We start from the raw sequence: 16241 nt of genomic DNA on the forward strand, positions 1-16241 counted from the left end.
AAACAGACAAATTTCCGTTGCTAATTAAAGCAATTCTATTTTAATAAATGTGAATTGAATAGGTGGATCGCAATCCAATTAATGTTAAAAAATATTTGCAATTAATTTGGAAGTAGAGACATTGTGTTTGTTGTGCTATGTATCTCTTGGGTCTAGGCGGCGGCTAATTGACTAATAGCAAAAACTATTGCGGTAGTTCACCTAATTTATTCGGCTTCAACAAGATTAAAACAACAAACTACTAATTAATCTTTCTTTAATAACTGACAATCTGTTTAGGCGGCTGTAACGATAGGCGATCGCACTAATATTAGTGATTAAACAACCGCTAGAAAGCCACAACAGCACGTAGGTAGGAATCATCACTACCCCCACCTCAAACCACGTAAATACGTGCCACAGCAGCACCACAGCAAAAATACTTGCAACTCCTGCTGACTGCCATACTCTAATTTTTGAACGCCGCAACGCCGCCAGCACCATCGTTAAACCAGTAGCAACTAAGTTAGCTGGAACTAAAAAGGCACAAAGAGAAATGCAATGCGTGCGTGACAGTTCAGATAAATTAGTTAAGTCCAACATCAGCTTTTTACTTTAATGGGCAGATTTCTCTTATCCTCTCCCTAGAAACTCAATCTTGACCTCTACAAATTACATTTCTTGATATTTCCAAGAGTGGAATCTAAAAAAAATCTAAGTTTTATTACCAAATTCGTCAACCCTGCGGCTGATGTAATCAAGGGAAAAATTGACTTAGCTTATTAATAAAAGTTCATATTTATAAGCATAATTTTTAGGAGTAGAATTCATGCAACTAAAGCCTATTAGCCAACAAGTAGTTGCTATCGTTGGAGCTTCTAGCGGTATTGGCAGAGAGACAGCCTTACAATTTGCCAAAAAAGGCGCAAAAGTAGTAGTTGCAGCCCGCAGTCAATCGGGTTTAGAAAGCCTTGTAAGTGAGATCAAACTTTTTGGTGGTGACGCAGTAGCCATAGTTGCTGATGTGAGCGAATTTGACCAAGTAAAAGCGATCGCCGATAAAGCTGTGGAAGTATACGGGCGGCTCGATACTTGGGTACATTCTGCCGCTACAGGCATCCTTGCACCTTTTGACCAAATCACCCCAGAAGAATTTAAACGGGTAATTGATGTCAACCTCAACGGACAAGCTTACGGCGCAATGGCGGCTTTACCTCACCTCAAAAGAGAAGGGCGAGGGGCGCTAATTCATATTTCTTCGGTAGAAGCTAGGCGATCGATTCCCTTGCAAAGCCCTTACTCGGCTTCTAAGCATGGTGTAGAAGGCTTATTAGATTCATTAAGGGTAGAATTGCAACATGAAGGTTGGCAAATTAGCGTTACAAATGTCATGCCTTCGGTAATTAATACGCCTTTTTACAACAAAGTTCGTACCAAGTTGGGTGTCAAACCCACCGGAGTACCCCCTTATTACCAGCCGAGTATAGTAGCTGACGCAATTTTGTATGTAGCCGAACATCCCACCCGCGATTTTATTGTGGGAGATGTCGGGAAAGTTTTGGATGTTATGCAGCGCGTTTCGCCAGCATTGGTTGATAATTTATTACTACTAATCGGTTTTGCTGGACAACGGACAGACGAGCTAAAGTCCGAGGATGCGCCCAATAATGTATTTGAACCAATCGCAGGTTATGACACCGTAGAAGGTGATTTTGGTAGTTTAACAATCCCCACCTTTACAGATTGGTTAGATATGAATCCACCGATCAAATGGGGTGCGGTGGCGGTAGCGGCGGCTTTAGGATTGGGTGCGCTATTGGGTGGATTGCCGGGTAAAGATGCTTAAAACAAAACCTATTTCACCGCTCTAGATATCTGTCTCAAAACCTACACAATTTAATCCTCACGAAGGAGACAAGCTAAATACAAACTAGGATACTTTTTTAGAAATACCAAGATAGTCGAGAAACCTAAAAAGCGAGATTAGACATGAGTAACGAACCAAATCAAGTATTGCCAGAAGATCCCACCGAAGCCGAACCCGGTAGAGGTGCGCCCGGAGACAACCATTATGGCGTGCAGACAGCACAAACAACCGCCGTCAATGCCCCCGATGCCATCATTCCTTCTAATGCTCCGACAGAACTTAGCGAACACCAAGTAGAAGCTTTAGAACAGGAAGAAGAAAAGGAATTTGAAGGTATTACAACTACCGACGGCTACGTAATTGATGAAGCTGGTTTGTTAAACAACTTTGCCGTTGAGCCACCTATGTATATTGAAGGCGAAGAACCTAAAGTTTAACTTTGAAGCTGGGAGCAGTTAACTATAATCTGTTCTCAGCTTTGAAGCTCGTGCGATCGCTTGCTTTAAGTAAAATATGTTACTAGCAGTTGTGATTTATCTAAATCGCCACCTCTGAAATTAAGCAAAAAATAGAAATCTCGAAATCCATTTAGCTTTCATTAAGTACAGCGTCACCACCCAACTTATTAGAAAAGCAACACTAGCACTAATTAATAGTGTCAGCACAGTTATAGATCCAGGAAATACTTTATAAACAAAAGGCTGCACAACTGCAAGGGAAATAAAATGTATCAAGTAAATGCCAAAAGAGCATAACCCCAAACTTGTTACCGTGCCATTTTCCTTAAGCAAGTTTGATAAAGCTATACCAAAAAGCAAAGCAAAATAAGCTGTGGCAACTTCATTTATAGCTACTGGAAGATTTAAAATATTGAAAACATCAAGAGCATTAATACTCAAAGATATAATAATAAATATCAATGCGTACTTAATGTTAAAGCTAGAAAACCTCTGTTTTATAGATGGATGATTTAGAACCATCGCTACAAAAATATAGGGTAAACATCTTACCATCCAAGCAATTACTACTAATATCACCCTAGTGAAAGCATTTGTATCATCATCCATTATTAAAGTAGAACTTTGTAAATTCTGCGATAATAACTGGTTTACAATAATACTTAGAATGATTAGTAAGCCTGAAATTTTAAGATCGATCGGCTTTTTAAACAACGGCTTCATGACTACAGTAACTAGAAAAATTCCTGAAAGTAAAAGTGGAATGAAATAAAGTTGACCTGAAGCGCTGCCAAAAAAGATAAGTGCAATTGGATCGCTAAATAATTCTCTTAGTTTAGTTAGATCGTTGTTAATTAAATGTTTAAATCCTCTAAAAAATAAATAGATTAAGCTCCAAACAATGTAAGGTACGACAAGACGATTAAATCTCGATTTAAAAGAGTAAAAAATACTATCATTAGAGTAAATTTTCTGAATCATCAAGTAGAAAGATGCCGCGAGAAAAAATGGCACAGCAAAATTATCAGAAAATTGAACAAGTTGTTCCGCCCAATAAACAGGGTTTCCCGAAGGTACAGAGCCAGTTTTGGCATGAATAACAACCACAGCAAAGGCTGCAAGACCTTTTAATAAGTCTATTCCTGTTAACCTAGGCTTTTTTTCCATTGTTTTAAGAAGGTATTTAAAATTACTTGATTATAATTTAAAGGCTGGCGAAATGGATGTTTTGATTAGAGGAGGGACTACGAGCAATTTTGTACCTGTAAAATAATAATTAACATAAAAGCAGCGATCGCACTTACAGGAATCTTGTGAACTCAATCAAAACTGACAAACATAGGGCAGATAAAAATTTATTTCAAGATCCAAACTTGTTAATTATTTTTGCCATCTCTCTAATTGCCATTCTCGGAGTATCCAGCGTTACGCCAACGTTTCCCAGACTAAGAGAAGCCCTAAATGTACCTGTAGAAAGAATTGGCTTGCTAATTACAGTCTTTACTTTTCCTACTCTAATACTAGGCCCAATTATTGGCGTTTTTGCCGATCGCATTGGCAGAAAAAAGATCCTTGTCCCTTCCCTTTTATTATTTGGTATCGCCGGATTTGCCTGCGCCTTTGTCCGCGATTTTAACCTGCTACTTGGCTTGCGTTTCTTACAAGGAGTTGGCGCAGCATCTTTACTTTCTCTTAGCGTTACTTTAGTGGGCGACTTGTATACAGGCGATAAGCGCGTCACAGCTATGGGTTACAACGCTAGTGTCAGCAGCATTGGTACAGCCCTTTATCCCACCATTGGCGGCGCACTGGCAACTATGGGGTGGTATTTTCCCTTTATGTTGCCTATAGTTGCTATTCCCGTTGGGTTATTAGTTTTATTTGGACTCAAAAACCCCGAACCCCAAGGACAACGAAACCTTAAGGTATATTTGCAAAATGCTTTAAAAACTGTCAAAAATCGGCAGCTATTTGGCTTATTTATTGCTAGTGCGGCTAATTTTGTGCTTTTATACGGCGCTTACGTTACTTATTTGCCGAGTTTAATTGCTGACAAGTTTGGTGCAGAACCTTTTACAATTGGTTTGTTTTTGTCTAGTGTTTCTGTCGCGATCGCCTTTACTTCTTCTCAGCTTGGCAATTTAGCTAGACGTTTTTCGGAAACAACTCTAATTCGAGCTTCTTTTGTATTTTATGCTGTAGCTTTGGCGATCGTCCCTTTTGTATCATCTCTGTGGTTGCTGTTAATTCCCACTACAATTTTTGGGATTGGTTTAGGGATAGGTTTTCCTAGCATTCAAACGCTTTTAGCTACTTTAGCTCCTAAAGAATATCTAGCGACAGTTATATCTGTTAATGGTACGTTTTTCGGATTAGGGCAAACTTTAGGGCCGTTACTAATGGGTATAGCCTATGGTATCGGCGGAATTAATAGCGTATTCTATGCAGGGGTAGCTTTTGCTTTGGCTACATTAGTTGTGTTTAGATACTGTACTTGTTTGTAACGCCGGAAATTATTGGAGCATTTTATGGATATCAAAACTTCCTACACGCGGCTATTGGTAAATGACTTAAAAGCTTGCTTTGAATTTTACCGAGATGTGCTGGAATTTACCGTAGTTACGGAAGCCTTAGAAGATGGTTATGCAGAATTTAGCATCTCAGGGATGAAATTATCGCTATTTCGACGGCAAGAAATGGCTCAAATGATTGGCAGCGATCGCCCTCCCGTGACTGTAGAATGTCAAGATCAAGTCTCCCTCATCTTCACCATAACTAATGTAGACGAGGCGTATCACCACCTGAAAGCCAAGGGTGCTAACTTCGTTACCGAACCATTAAACAATCCCTATTACGCCCTCAAAACCGTCTACCTGCGAGATCCTGATGGCACTTTAATCGGGCTATTTCAACCGATGATGTAAATGTTCGTGAGAAAGCTCTAGGAACTTTTAGAGCTTTGTTCTTGCCAATAACTTGCAAAAATACCTGCTTATGCCAAGAGTAGTATTAACTAATTTTCTCAATTAACTTTAACTAGGTGATTTGCAATAATATCTGATTTGTCTTTAGCAAAATGCTTGTCAATTAGCGCTGGAATTTGCGATGCTTGAACTTTTGTATAACGCTTTTTGTCGGGCATCATCACAATATTAGGGCCGGCTTTGCAATCTTTTAGACATCCCGTGCCTTTAATACTTACTTGCTCCGCTAAACCGCGAATTTTTAAGGCTGTCTGCATTGCCTGACACGCTTCTTTACCACCTCGTTTCATGCAGCTAGACTTTTGACAAACTAATATAGTTGCTTTATTCTTATCGGCTGGAGTGGTCGCACTGCTAGGCTCTTGACTAACAGTGCTAGGGATAATTTGTTCGGCTTTCAGCTTCAGCTTACAAGTTTTGCTGTCAAACTGTTTTTCCCCAGAAACTTGCACCCAATCACCAATTATTAAACGTAACTGAAAGTTATATTGCAAAGATTTTGCCAGCTTGATCTTAGACTCACCTTGAGAAGTCGCAACTATTAACTTTTTTGGTCTACTACCTTCAAATTCAAAACCAAGAAATCGCCCTTCAATGCTAAAACTTACTGCTTTTTTACTCATTATCTGACTCCTCATTTTTAACAGCAAACAAAAATCCCTAAACCAAGTACCAGCAACGCTCTAAACACTCCACTAGGTTTTGCCTAGAAGTATTTAATTGCCGAGAAATGCTCCAAAGTTGAATTGCTGCCGAAATGCTAGTAATTTGCACCTGCAAAGGTTGGTCTATAGCACAGGAACAAGGAATCGCTAGTTGCTGTAAGCGCTGGTAAACGTACCACCTATCTGCCCAACTTACTTCAACCATTACGCTTGCGGCTTGACAGCTAAAAGACTTCACTAGCAATTATCTCCAAACAAGTAAGACCTTTTTGTAGCCAATGTACAAATTTAGTAGTTCGGCTACTTGTTTATTAGCATACATCTAATTGCAAATAATTCTCATAAAGATTCTAAAAAGTTTTAGCTGTATTAGTGGAGACAGAGCGATCGCACTGCTTGGGCTTAAACTAATAAGTGTTAATCGCTAAATAAATTTTTGGGCAGTCGGAAAATACTTTTAAGCTGCCCAAAACAGAGGCTAACTATGTCAGAATCTCAAACCCAACTACGGAATTTCGGTCAAGTCTACGATAATCCAGTAATGCTGGATCTCAGCGTCACAAGCCCAGTTTGTGAAGGATTAAACGTAGCCTTAGCAAGTTTTCAAGCGCTGTACTTGCAATACCAAAAGCATCATTTTGTAGTAGAAGGTGCAGAATTTTATATGCTGCATCAGTTTTTTGGAGAAAGCTACGAACAAGTACAAACTCACGTCCACGACATCGGCGAACGCTTAGATGGTATTGGTGGGGTACCTGTGGCAAGTTTTAGTAAATTAGCTCAACTATGTTGTTTCGAGCCAGAAGCCGACGGAGTTTTCAACTGTAGAGCAATGGTAGAACACAATTTAGTTGCCGAACAAGCAGTGATTGGTTTAATTCGTCGCCAAGCTAACCAAGCCGAGAGTTTAGGCGATCGCGCAACTCGTTATTTGTACGAAACAATTCTCCTCAAAACCGAAGAAAGAGCCTATCATCTAGCCCACTTTTTAGCTCATGACAGCCTCACCTTGGGGTTTATGAGCAATGGCAAAAATTAGCTAGAAGGGCGCATCGGTAGGGTGCGTCTTACATGAAACATAAATATAGTAGAGCGATCGCACTGGGGGATTTTACAAGAGTGCGATCGCGGAGTGTTCGCTCTGCGAAATCGCTCTTTTTTATTTGCGATGCAAAATATCCGGTAATAACTACTATTTCCTACTTTTGTAATTCATTTATTCAAAACTTTTTATATTAATATTTATTCTCAAAAAACTATCTACCTATAATTTACTCTTTAACGCAAATTTCCTAGTAAAAAGTTATCAGAAAAGAATAACATTTATAAGTTTTTAATAAAGTGTCAGCCTATTCACTAGGTTAAAAGTTTCCGTGAAAATACCCTTGAAATAAGCATTAAGGGGGATTAGATTATTGTCATGTAAGTGTTTTAACTTGCAGGTAGGTTTTTTGATTAATAGCAAAACTTACAGTGTTCCAATATTTGTATTACTGCTGCTATCTGTTTGCACTACTATTTTGTATTGAGATATTACCAAAATTTATGTGTTTGACTGCCTAGGATTTTAGCCGCGTAAGCTTGCGATTTTGGCACTAATGCTCCATCGATTTTTAGGGAATTTGCGAACAACTCGATATTTAATTTAATGGAGAAATATTTATGTCAATTAAATACTGGCTACCTCTAATGGCGGTATTATTATTAATACCAAAGCCAGTTTTTGCTGCTCATTCTGGTTCAGCACCGACAGATCCACAAGCAGCAGATGATGAGAACTTTGTCCTAGATACAGATCCCGGATTAGACACTGGCTGTACTTTCCGTGATGGAGATCCTTTGATATTTAAAGTCAAAATTGACCGATATGTGGGGGAAACTAACGGTGACGGCACTCTCAAAGAACCACAAAAGCTGATTACGAATAAAGTAGTATCTACCGCCGCCCATTTGAAAATGCCAGCCTATGATATTGACTTGAGTGATGGAGAAATAGACGAAGTTTATTTCAACGGTCGCAAGTTGGACACTCCCTTGCAGGGTTCAGATGGCACTTGGCAGGAAAACGAATTTACAATACCGATTGAGTGGGTCAAATTTCCCACAGCTAGGGGTATAAATGGTGAGAAGCCCATTGCTGCTGAAAATGAAATTCGGGTGGATATTGATACTAGAAATGCAGGTTGGTGTACTTCTATTGATTGGGCAGAACTTCATTTTAAGGCGATTTCTCCCCTGATTTTAATTCATGGTATTGGGGCAAACCCACAAGCTGCCTGGGAAGAACTACCTGGTGTTACTAACTACTTAACAAGTTTGGGAGTCCCCTTTGAACATAGAATTCCTATTGGTCCAAACGATAGGATACTTCCTTTGAGGAATCGACAGGGTCAAGTTACTGAACCTGGTAACGCCGATGCTTTAGAGCGAGAAATTCGCCGCACTGCTGCAAGCTTTGGTGTCCAAAAAGTACATATAGTAGGACACAGTAAAGGTGGACTAGACAGTCGCGGCTACCTTGCTCAAAACTATAACCCTAAAGAAGTTAGAGTATTGTCTCTTCATACTATAAGTACACCACATCAAGGTTCTGTCCTATCTGATATCTCCTTTGAGGCACGTACTAGGTTACTTAGACCAATGCCGCAACAAGGAGATGATGAAATGTTCGCGTATCTTACTAATGACTATTATTATGGGGAGTTAATCGGAGGAGCTTTGGGAAGAGGACCTCAGCTTCCTGGGCTTGGAGAACTACGGACTGGAGCCATGCGAGATTTTAATAGAGAAAATGCCATTCCCAAAGACGTAAAGTTTTATACCTATGGGGCTGATGCAGATTTAGATCGCGATGGGAATATTACTGTAGTTGAGGCAGAACCCTTGCTTCCTAATCTACCTCTTGTCGGCTTTGACGCAGGTGAACAAGGTACTGTGCTATACCACCTTTTACGTGATGTTACCACTGTTACTCTTAATGAAGAAAGAATACCCTTCCTCCCTAGGCTCGTTTTTAGGCGAGAGTTGGTTCGGGTTCCTACAACTTCAATTCAACTCAACGATTTAGCGGTTACAGACAGTAGTTCTCAGCATCCAAGCCAGTTGCAGCATTTTGGACCCTCTTCAGAAAATAGGTGGTTATGGAGAAATCATAGAAACGTTAAGCATCCAGGAGTGATAGATAACATACTGAACAAAATACGCAGAGATTTTCCATCAAATTAGCACTCTTTAATTGGGCATAATGTTCAAACTTATATCTGATTTTTTTGGTTATCTTTTTCTCCTGTTCTTGCGGCTAAAACCATTGTTTCTCATGATAGCAGCTTTGCTAATTTGGAAAGGATCTGGCGCTATCCGAATTTTGGGGTGGCTGTTACTTCTAATGGTTGCATACTACCAAATTAGCTGGGTTAGCCCCTGGTTTGTTATGGGCAGAGCCGAGATTATACAAGAATTTAAACTGCATGATGTTCCCTTCGGGTCAAGTCCTTCCGTGCGCTGGATAGAGAGTTCCAATCAATTGTTATTAGTGCCAGACGAAATGGTGACTTTTCATCCTGAACCACCAGAATACAACCATGTTTTGGTAGTTGACCCAGAAGCACGAACATCTCATTGGCGACCAAAGGCTGAAGTAAATATTGATGCAGCCAGATTAATTGAGTATTTGCCTATTATTCCAAATAAGCTTGAAAAGAAATCTGACTATAGCTCTGTAGGATTTAGCTTGCCAGTTCTGTACTACAAAATACCTTGGGTCTTTAGTGAAACTTCTGGATGGCGATGGGAGAAAACTTACTTTGGGTTGGTACGCGATGTTGTATGGCTATCTGAGACTGGTTCAGACGTAGTGAGAATGACCCAAATAGTTTTCAATGCACCGCGAAATTTAGCTGGAGCTAGTAGTAGATGGGTAATGGATGGCAAGTTTTTAATATTTGAACCGCCAGCGTACATAGATCGCCGCGTCATCGTACTCGGTCCCTTTGGGACTTCACAAACCACTCAATCTCAACTAATAGATAAAAATAAATAGGAAGAATTTATGCAAAACTACAAGAACCTATCCCAGTAATAAAATTCTGTTAATCCAAATGTGAATTGTTGCAAGGGAAATAAAAGCATTAAAGCAGGCAGAAATTCTTTCCCATCGAACAACAAGTCTACGGTATTTCCGTTGAAACCATGCAAAGCAGCGCTCTTGTTGAAAACGAGGGACTGACATTTTTATGGGTCTACCTCGATTTCTTTTAGTTTTCCAGGCTCGCTTCGGCAACTGCGGTCTAATACCACGTTTGCGTAAAGCCGCACGCAAATCTTTGGAGTCATAGCCTTTGTCCCCAGCCAGCACTTTGACCCGTTTACGGGGTCTGCCAGGAGAATTAGTTTTGACAGTAACGCTATTCAATAGCGGCATCACTTGTTCTCTTTCACTACCATTAGCTGCGGTCGTGCAATTAGCCAGAGGCATACCATTACCGTCGGTCAAAGTATGAATTAAAATTCCTTTGCCCTTATAGCCATAAGCAACGTCCTCACCTCCTCCTTTCCCAGGGGGAAAAAGAGCCATCGACCGCACCATGACTCCAGTTAATTAATCCTTTTTCCGAGGCGATGCCTAATATCCTTGCTTGTAGTCGCTCTAGCGTTCCATCTGCTTGCCAGCTTTTTAGCCATCGGTGGGCTGAACTTTTTGATGCCCAAACTTCTCCCTTCGGTACATCGCACCAACGGCAGCCCGTAATCAATTGCCTTCATTAAGGTGTTGATTACATGACGGAAAGGCGCATGGGGCATTCCCCGTCCCCGTTTTTCTCCTTTCTCGCCGATCACATCCTCAAACAACTTCCATTCTAGATCGCTTAATCCCTCAAATCTTCCCGCCATATTCTGTAGGACTTAATCACTCTGACAATTAGATTATCACCTTTTGACCTTAGTGGGATAGATTCAAACGTTTAGGATTACTGCTAGTTTTATTTGTAGCAGCAGTAGCGCCAGTGGTAGCTCAATCTACTAGCCCATCTCCAAACTCACAACCAGAGCCACTCAAATTTGATTTGCTTGCTCAAGTAAATCGCACTCACCTACTGACTCCTACACTTCCAACAGTTACGGATACTATCAATATCGATGATGCTGATGAAGTAAACATTGGTTTTGGCAGCCCTTCCAAGACTCTGAAAATAGAGCTAATCTCTCCTAGTGGTCAGCGTTTTTCTAGCGGCAATATTAATACTGGTGGGGTTAAAAGCCGCATCTTTCCAGATCCGAATGATCCAAGCACTACAGGTTTAAATTATATATTTGTGCTAACTCGACCTCAAGCCGGAAAGTGGACTTACATCATTGCTGATACAGTCCCTCTAACCAAAAATCGCGGCGTACTAATGGATATGTTTTCCAGTAGTCTTGTCCGCGCTGGGATGTTGAGTACCTATTTCAACAATCGAGCAAACAGTGATGTTTATCTATCTTTAACCGTTGCAGACGATCAAAACATTCTCAAAAATCCATCCATTAAAGCTACAGTAGCGAAAGTTGATGACTCTAACTTTTCAGAAGCTACGGTAAACTTTCTTGATGATGGTGCTAATGGTGATGCAACGGCTGGTGATGGTTTATTTACTGCCTCATTCAAATCCCAAGTTTCGGGGGAGTTTCAAGCTTTTGCAGATATAACGGGAACAACATCAAGGGGTACTGCTTTTCAACGCAACGCTTACACTGCTTTTAAAGTTAACCCAGACCTAGCGCATTTTTTAGGTTCTTTTACTAATCGCGGTATCGATACAGATGGAGACGGATTATTTAATCAAATAGGTATTTCTCCAACTGTTCAAGTGCTAGAAGCTGGAAAGTATGATGTCCAAATGACGCTTACGGCTAGTAATGGCGAATCAATCACCGCCCACAAATTATTCGATTTACCTACAGGTAATGTTACTCCAGAGGTGACATTCAACTCAGAAGATGTTAAAAATTTCCTCAAAGTCAATGGTGCTTATGTAGTTAGTAAGGCATTTATATTTAGTTACAACGATCTGGCTATATCTGTCGATCGCGCCTACAACCTAGGTAACACCGAACCCTACCAAATAGCACAGTTACAGCGCGAAGCAATCGAAGCCTCTGGTACTGGTAGCGCCGTTGGTATAGATACAAATAGCAATGGTAAGTTTGATTATCTTGATGTCACTATTTCTACAAATCTCCTCAAGGATGGTGACTACAACTGGAGCGCTCGTCTAGTAGATCAAAACGACAATCAAATTGCTCTAGCCTCTGGCAGTGATTTTTTAAGTGCGGGTAATGCTAGTGTCAAACTACGATTTAACGGTGCAGCTATTGGCAATAGTAAAGCCAACAGTCCCTACTATGTCAAAAACTTAATTGTCTATGGTGGGGGTCAATCCTTAAGAGCAAGCGACGCATTAACAATTCAAAACTTCACCGCTTCGCAATTTGAAGGGTTTGTTTCTCCTGATAATGAACCACCAAAGCTAAGTGTAAGCGTCACTCCAAATACACTTTATCCGCCCAATCATCAAATGGTCGAAATTAAAGTCAATACTACTGTCAGCGATAATATCGATCCCAACCCCACCGTCAGTTTGCTATCGATTACTAGCAATGAAGGACAAAACGTTAGAGGGGATGGTAATACATCAACAGATATCCAAACTAAGCCTAACGGACAGGTATTTTTACGCGCCGAACGTTCGGGGACAGGTACAGGGCGAATTTATACGTTAACTTATCAAGCTACCGATGCGGCAGGCAATATTAGCCAAGCTACGGCGGAAGTTAAAGTGCCACACAATAAAGGTAAATAGAGGTTCTAACTATACTTTTTTAGCAAAATGATAAATAAATAGCAACGAGAAATACAATAGACGCGTAAAATAGTCAAGATTTGCCTATTCGTACTACGAATTAACTACTATGCCCCGTCGTGACGACCTCCATAAAATTTTGCTGCTTGGCTCTGGGCCAATCGTAATTGGACAAGCCTGCGAATTTGACTATTCCGGGACTCAAGCTTGTATTGCACTCCGAGAAGAAGGTTATGAGGTGGTACTCGTCAATTCCAACCCTGCCACCATTATGACCGACCCGGAAACCGCCGATCGCACTTACATCGAGCCACTAACACCGGAATTAGTCGAAAAGGTAATAGCTAAAGAACGTCCCGATGCTTTATTACCAACAATGGGCGGACAAACGGCTCTCAATATAGCTGTATCTCTAGCAAAAAGCGGCGCGTTGGAGAAGTACGGCGTAGAGTTAATTGGCGCAAAGTTGCCAGCCATTGAAAAAGCTGAAGACCGACAATTATTTAAAGAAGCAATGGATCGCATTGGGGTAGCGATGTGTCCCTGCGGTACAGCTTCAACGGTAGAAGAATCAAAAGCCGTAGCCCGCACTATTGGCTCTTACCCGTTAATTATTCGTCCAGCCTTCACAATGGGCGGTAGTGGAGGTGGTATTGCCTACAATCAAGAAGAATTTGAAGAAATGGCGCAAGTAGGCATTGATGCAAGTCCCGTTTCGCAAATTTTGATCGATAAATCTTTGCTCGGTTGGAAAGAGTACGAACTAGAAGTAATGCGCGATTTGGCAGATAACGTTGTAATTATCTGCTCCATTGAAAACCTCGACCCAATGGGCATTCATACCGGAGACTCTATAACCGTTGCTCCGGCTCAAACGCTTACAGACAAAGAATATCAGCGTTTGCGAGATGCGGCAATTAAAATTATCCGCGAAATTGGCGTAGAAACGGGCGGCTCTAATATTCAATTTGCGATTAATCCAGTAAATGGCGATTTCATTGTCATTGAAATGAACCCCCGCGTCTCACGTTCTTCGGCTTTAGCTTCTAAAGCTACAGGTTTCCCCATTGCTAAATTTGCGGCAAAGTTGGCGGTAGGCTACACCTTAGACGAAATTACTAACGACATTACCAAAAAAACCCCCGCATCTTTTGAACCAACCATTGACTATGTAGTTACAAAAATTCCCCGGTTTGCTTTTGAAAAATTCCCCGGTTCTGAACCCGTGCTAACTACGCAAATGAAGTCTGTAGGCGAAGCAATGGCAATTGGACGCACCTTTAACGAGTCCTTTCAAAAAGCTTTGCGGAGTTTGGAAACTGGACGCGCTGGTTGGGGTTGCGATATTAAAGAAAAATTACCCAGTGGGGAGCATATTCGCCCGCAATTACGGACTCCTAACCCAGAGCGGATTTTTGCCGTGCGTCAAGCAATGCTCCTAGGAATGTCTGTACAGGAGATTTACGAACTAACAGGTATCGATCCTTGGTTTTTGGACAAGATGCAGATTTTGATCGAAACGGAAAAGTTTATCAAAAAAACGCCGTTAAATCAGTTGACTAAGGCGCAAATGTATAATGTTAAACGGGAAGGATTTAGCGATCGCCAAATAGCTTTTGCCACTAAAACCACTGAAGACGAAGTAAGAACTTATCGCAAGCAGTTGGGGGTTATTCCTGTTTATAAAACTGTAGATACTTGCGCGGCTGAATTTGAAGCTTTTACTCCTTACCATTACTCTACCTATGAGGAAGAATCGGAAGTTAGACCCACCGATAAGCCGAAAGTAATGATTTTAGGCGGTGGGCCAAATCGGATTGGACAGGGAATTGAGTTTGATTATTGTTGCTGTCACGCCAGTTACGCCCTTAAAGCGGCGGGATTTGAGACAATTATGGTCAACTCCAACCCCGAAACAGTATCAACAGATTACGATACAAGCGATCGCTTATATTTTGAGCCGCTAACTTTAGAAGATGTCCTCAATGTCATCGAAACAGAAAACCCCATCGGGATCATTGTCCAATTTGGCGGTCAAACTCCCTTAAAACTTGCTTTACCATTGCAAAGATACTTGGCTGCAAATAGTGACACCTTATCCACAACTAAAATTTGGGGAACTTCTCCCGACTCTATCGACACTGCCGAAGATCGGGAACGGTTTGATCAGATTCTTAACGAGCTAAATATTGCTCAACCAGCCAATGGTATCGCCCGTAATTTTGATGATGCTTTAATTGTGGCGGGAAAAATCGGTTATCCCGTAGTTGTGCGTCCTAGCTACGTTTTGGGAGGACGAGCAATGGAAATTGTTTACTCCGACGCAGACTTAGAGCGCTACATGGCTTATGCCGTAAAAGTAGAACCCGACCATCCGATTTTAATTGATAAGTTTTTAGAAAATGCTATTGAAGTCGATGTAGATGCGATCGCCGACCATACAGGAAAAGTTGTGATTGGCGGCATTATGGAACATATCGAGCAAGCTGGGATTCACTCCGGCGACTCGGCTTGTTCTTTACCTACAATCTCTTTGCCGACGGCGGTTTTAGACAAAATTCGTACCTGGACAACGCAACTAGCTAAAGCCTTAAATGTCATCGGTTTAATGAATATTCAGTTTGCGGTTGTCAACGCCCACAGCTACAACCCCCAAGTCTACATTATTGAGGCAAATCCCCGCGCTTCGCGGACTGTACCCTTTGTCTCAAAAACAACGGGCGTACCCTTAGCAAAACTCGCCTCCTTAGTCATGTCGGGTAAAACCTTAGAATCCCTCAACTTTACGAGCGAGCCTACCCCTACCCATATTGCTGTTAAAGAAGCCGTTTTACCCTTTAATAAGTTTCCAGGGACAGATACAATTTTAGGCCCAGAGATGCGCTCTACCGGGGAAGTAATGGGCATTGATAGCGATTTTGGACGGGCATTTGCTAAAGGCGAATTAGGCGCAGGACAGGTACTCCCATTAAGCGGAACGTTATTTGTCTCCATGAGCGATCGCGACAAAGTTTTAGTAGTTCCAGTCATCAAAGAATTTATCGAACTAGGCTTTCACATTTTAGCCACCGATGGAACGCGCCGTGTCTTGCAAGAGCATGGCTTAAAAGAAGTTGAATTAGTGCTAAAACTCCATGAAGGTCGCCCCCATGTCTTGGATGCGATGAAAAATCACAACATTCAACTGATTATCAATACGCCTTCAGGAGAAGAAGCTCAAACCGATGCTCGTTTAATTCGTCGCACTGCCATCACTTACAAAATTCCCATTATTACAACTATTGCCGGGGCTAAAGCTACGGCGGCGGCGATTCGCTCCATGCAAACTACACCTCTAGATGTCAAAGCATTACAAGACTACTTGCAACCTAATATTGCGGCAGCCGTCTAATTGCATAGGGGAGAATTAGTCAAGTTCTCCCCTGACCAAAAAGGAGTAGTCGTAAATC

The 16241-nt window shown here is 41.3% G+C and carries 16 protein-coding genes; 10 read left to right on the top strand and 6 right to left on the bottom strand.

Annotated elements, in window-relative coordinates; all coding sequences use genetic code 11:
- Window positions 1–225 precede the first annotated feature (225 nt).
- Window positions 226–582 carry a hypothetical protein gene (locus SYN7509_RS0212560; protein ID WP_009630644.1) on the bottom strand — a complete coding sequence of 119 codons (357 nt, stop codon included), beginning with the start codon at window positions 580–582 and terminating at the stop codon, window positions 226–228.
- 226 nt (window positions 583–808) lie between these two features.
- On the opposite strand from SYN7509_RS0212560, the gene SYN7509_RS0212565 reads away from it, so the two are divergent.
- Together SYN7509_RS0212565 and SYN7509_RS0212570 are read left to right on the top strand one after the other, a co-directional pair.
- Window positions 809–1825 (top strand): SDR family oxidoreductase, encoded by a 1017-nt coding sequence (locus SYN7509_RS0212565; RefSeq protein ID WP_009630643.1) that lies wholly within the window; start codon window positions 809–811, stop codon window positions 1823–1825.
- A gap of 143 nt (window positions 1826–1968) precedes the next feature.
- The gene (locus SYN7509_RS0212570) at window positions 1969–2283 is read left to right on the top strand and encodes a hypothetical protein (RefSeq protein WP_009630642.1); all 315 of its coding nucleotides are present in this window, start codon (window positions 1969–1971) and stop codon (window positions 2281–2283) included.
- A gap of 120 nt (window positions 2284–2403) precedes the next feature.
- Here SYN7509_RS0212570 and SYN7509_RS0212575 read toward each other — a convergent pair whose 3' ends face one another.
- Window positions 2404–3471, bottom strand: a complete 1068-nt coding sequence (locus SYN7509_RS0212575; RefSeq protein WP_009630641.1) for an acyltransferase — start codon at window positions 3469–3471, stop codon at window positions 2404–2406.
- A 146-nt stretch (window positions 3472–3617) separates the two neighbouring features.
- Between SYN7509_RS0212575 and SYN7509_RS0212580 the strand changes: the two genes are divergently transcribed.
- Both SYN7509_RS0212580 and SYN7509_RS0212585 read left to right on the top strand, forming a co-directional pair.
- Complete coding sequence (locus SYN7509_RS0212580) at window positions 3618–4808, top strand: MFS transporter (RefSeq protein WP_009630640.1); 1191 nt, start codon at window positions 3618–3620, stop codon at window positions 4806–4808.
- A gap of 24 nt (window positions 4809–4832) precedes the next feature.
- A complete protein-coding gene (locus SYN7509_RS0212585) occupies window positions 4833–5228 on the top strand; it encodes a VOC family protein (RefSeq protein ID WP_009630639.1) in 396 nt (131 codons plus the stop codon).
- A gap of 98 nt (window positions 5229–5326) precedes the next feature.
- Here SYN7509_RS0212585 and SYN7509_RS0212590 read toward each other — a convergent pair whose 3' ends face one another.
- Window positions 5327–5911, bottom strand: a complete 585-nt coding sequence (locus tag SYN7509_RS0212590) for a (2Fe-2S) ferredoxin domain-containing protein (protein WP_009630638.1) — start codon at window positions 5909–5911, stop codon at window positions 5327–5329.
- A 37-nt stretch (window positions 5912–5948) separates the two neighbouring features.
- The gene (locus SYN7509_RS0212595) at window positions 5949–6191 is read right to left on the bottom strand and encodes an Asr1405/Asl0597 family protein (RefSeq protein WP_009630637.1); all 243 of its coding nucleotides are present in this window, start codon (window positions 6189–6191) and stop codon (window positions 5949–5951) included.
- Window positions 6192–6437: 246 nt separating this feature from the next.
- On the opposite strand from SYN7509_RS0212595, the gene SYN7509_RS0212600 reads away from it, so the two are divergent.
- The 4 genes from SYN7509_RS0212600 to SYN7509_RS0212610 all read left to right on the top strand — a co-directional run bounded on the left by SYN7509_RS0212600 (window position 6438) and on the right by SYN7509_RS0212610 (window position 9992).
- Window positions 6438–6992 (top strand): DNA starvation/stress protection protein DpsA, encoded by a 555-nt coding sequence (locus SYN7509_RS0212600; RefSeq protein ID WP_009630636.1) that lies wholly within the window; start codon window positions 6438–6440, stop codon window positions 6990–6992.
- 32 nt (window positions 6993–7024) lie between these two features.
- Window positions 7025–7192, top strand: coding sequence for a hypothetical protein (locus SYN7509_RS30140; protein WP_158506151.1), 168 nt, complete (start codon window positions 7025–7027; stop codon window positions 7190–7192).
- Window positions 7193–7615: 423 nt separating this feature from the next.
- Complete coding sequence (locus SYN7509_RS0212605; RefSeq protein WP_009630635.1) at window positions 7616–9178, top strand: esterase/lipase family protein; 1563 nt, start codon at window positions 7616–7618, stop codon at window positions 9176–9178.
- Between the two features lie 91 nt (window positions 9179–9269).
- Window positions 9270–9992 carry a hypothetical protein gene (locus SYN7509_RS0212610; protein WP_028954283.1) on the top strand — a complete coding sequence of 241 codons (723 nt, stop codon included), beginning with the start codon at window positions 9270–9272 and terminating at the stop codon, window positions 9990–9992.
- Window positions 9993–10019: 27 nt separating this feature from the next.
- Here SYN7509_RS0212610 and SYN7509_RS0212615 read toward each other — a convergent pair whose 3' ends face one another.
- A complete protein-coding gene (locus tag SYN7509_RS0212615; protein WP_028954076.1) occupies window positions 10020–10526 on the bottom strand; it encodes a transposase in 507 nt (168 codons plus the stop codon).
- 20 nt (window positions 10527–10546) lie between these two features.
- Window positions 10547–10843: a hypothetical protein gene (locus SYN7509_RS29210; RefSeq protein WP_202807209.1), complete on the bottom strand. Its 297-nt coding sequence runs from the start codon at window positions 10841–10843 to the stop codon at window positions 10547–10549.
- Window positions 10844–10956: 113 nt separating this feature from the next.
- On the opposite strand from SYN7509_RS29210, the gene SYN7509_RS0212625 reads away from it, so the two are divergent.
- Entirely contained in the window at window positions 10957–12792 is a 1836-nt protein-coding gene (locus tag SYN7509_RS0212625; RefSeq protein WP_009630497.1) for a choice-of-anchor X domain-containing protein, read from the top strand.
- A gap of 109 nt (window positions 12793–12901) precedes the next feature.
- Window positions 12902–16183, top strand: a complete 3282-nt coding sequence (carB, locus tag SYN7509_RS0212630) for a carbamoyl-phosphate synthase large subunit (RefSeq protein ID WP_009630498.1) — start codon at window positions 12902–12904, stop codon at window positions 16181–16183.
- Window positions 16184–16241 lie beyond the last annotated feature (58 nt).

The sequence above is a fragment of the Synechocystis sp. PCC 7509 genome, from assembly GCF_000332075.2.
In the GTDB taxonomy this organism is placed as follows: Bacteria; Cyanobacteriota; Cyanobacteriia; order Cyanobacteriales; family Chroococcidiopsidaceae; genus Aliterella.

Bases quoted from the DNA above. Each gene is read 5' to 3' on its own strand.
- carB (WP_009630498.1), top strand. From the start codon at position 12,902: ATGCCCCGTCGTGACGACCTCCATAAAATTTTGCTGCTTGGCTCTGGG.
- SYN7509_RS30140 (WP_158506151.1), top strand. From the start codon at position 7,025: ATGAAACATAAATATAGTAGAGCGATCGCACTGGGGGATTTTACAAGA.
- SYN7509_RS0212590 (WP_009630638.1), bottom strand. From the start codon at position 5,911: ATGAGTAAAAAAGCAGTAAGTTTTAGCATTGAAGGGCGATTTCTTGGT.
- SYN7509_RS0212575 (WP_009630641.1), bottom strand. From the start codon at position 3,471: ATGGAAAAAAAGCCTAGGTTAACAGGAATAGACTTATTAAAAGGTCTT.
- SYN7509_RS29210 (WP_202807209.1), bottom strand. From the start codon at position 10,843: ATGGCGGGAAGATTTGAGGGATTAAGCGATCTAGAATGGAAGTTGTTT.
- SYN7509_RS0212600 (WP_009630636.1), top strand. From the start codon at position 6,438: ATGTCAGAATCTCAAACCCAACTACGGAATTTCGGTCAAGTCTACGAT.
- SYN7509_RS0212585 (WP_009630639.1), top strand. From the start codon at position 4,833: ATGGATATCAAAACTTCCTACACGCGGCTATTGGTAAATGACTTAAAA.
- SYN7509_RS0212605 (WP_009630635.1), top strand. From the start codon at position 7,616: ATGTCAATTAAATACTGGCTACCTCTAATGGCGGTATTATTATTAATA.
- SYN7509_RS0212610 (WP_028954283.1), top strand. From the start codon at position 9,270: ATGATAGCAGCTTTGCTAATTTGGAAAGGATCTGGCGCTATCCGAATT.
- SYN7509_RS0212565 (WP_009630643.1), top strand. From the start codon at position 809: ATGCAACTAAAGCCTATTAGCCAACAAGTAGTTGCTATCGTTGGAGCT.
- SYN7509_RS0212570 (WP_009630642.1), top strand. From the start codon at position 1,969: ATGAGTAACGAACCAAATCAAGTATTGCCAGAAGATCCCACCGAAGCC.
- SYN7509_RS0212615 (WP_028954076.1), bottom strand. From the start codon at position 10,526: ATGGCTCTTTTTCCCCCTGGGAAAGGAGGAGGTGAGGACGTTGCTTAT.
- SYN7509_RS0212560 (WP_009630644.1), bottom strand. From the start codon at position 582: ATGTTGGACTTAACTAATTTATCTGAACTGTCACGCACGCATTGCATT.